Consider the following 699-nt stretch of genomic DNA (forward strand, 5'->3'; position numbering starts at 1 on the left):
CCTATTCAATTTTCAATGAGCAACACCTCCTTCCCGAAGGAGGGGGTGCGCCAGGCGCATGCCTGAATGACATCCACGAAGGAAAACCCTCGTGACTGCTGTCAAACATGCGACTGTCAAAGAGCAAAACCGTGAAAACCAAAGGCCAGGGGATGGTTGGTGGAGGTGAACGGATTTGAACCGATGACCCCCTGCTTGCAAGGCAGGTGCTCTCCCAACTGAGCTACACCCCCATCGCAGTGGCGCGGGTACCCCCTGCTTGTGCCAGCAGCCCTTGGCGCGCAGCGCCTTAGGGATGCCAATCCCGCGAAGCGGGGCAAGGCAGGTGTTCTCCCACTGAACTACATCCCCGTTCCGTTCACACCCGTGCCCAGCTGGCGGCACATCCTGATCAATGGTGGGCCTGGGAAGACTTGAACTTCCGACCTCACGCTTATCAGGCGTGCGCTCTAACCACCTGAGCTACAGGCCCATCGGCGAAGATGGGCGCGCGGCCCAGCTTCATTCACGGTTGCTTCAAAGAACACGCGGTACAAGACCGGTTCCTTGCAAGTAAACAGCGAGTCGGGAATTGTCTGTAAAGGAGGTGATCCAGCCGCAGGTTCCCCTACGGCTACCTTGTTACGACTTCACCCCAATCATCGGCCCTACCGTAGACGGCTGCCTCCTTGCGGTTGGCTCACCGGTATCGGGTAAAAC

At 58.2% G+C, this 699-nt stretch carries 2 tRNA genes and 1 rRNA gene; all 3 read right to left on the minus strand.

Annotated elements, in window-relative coordinates:
* Positions 1-157: 157 nt before the first annotated feature.
* Positions 158-233, minus strand: a tRNA-Ala gene (locus V6B97_RS17095).
* Positions 234-395: 162 nt separating this feature from the next.
* Positions 396-472 (minus strand) — tRNA-Ile (locus V6B97_RS17100).
* Positions 473-579: 107 nt separating this feature from the next.
* A 16S ribosomal RNA gene (locus V6B97_RS17105) occupies positions 580-699 on the minus strand; the annotation flags it as partial.

It is taken from the genome of Nitratidesulfovibrio sp. 1201_IL3209 (genome assembly GCF_036763125.1).
GTDB lineage: Bacteria > Desulfobacterota > Desulfovibrionia > Desulfovibrionales > Desulfovibrionaceae > Cupidesulfovibrio.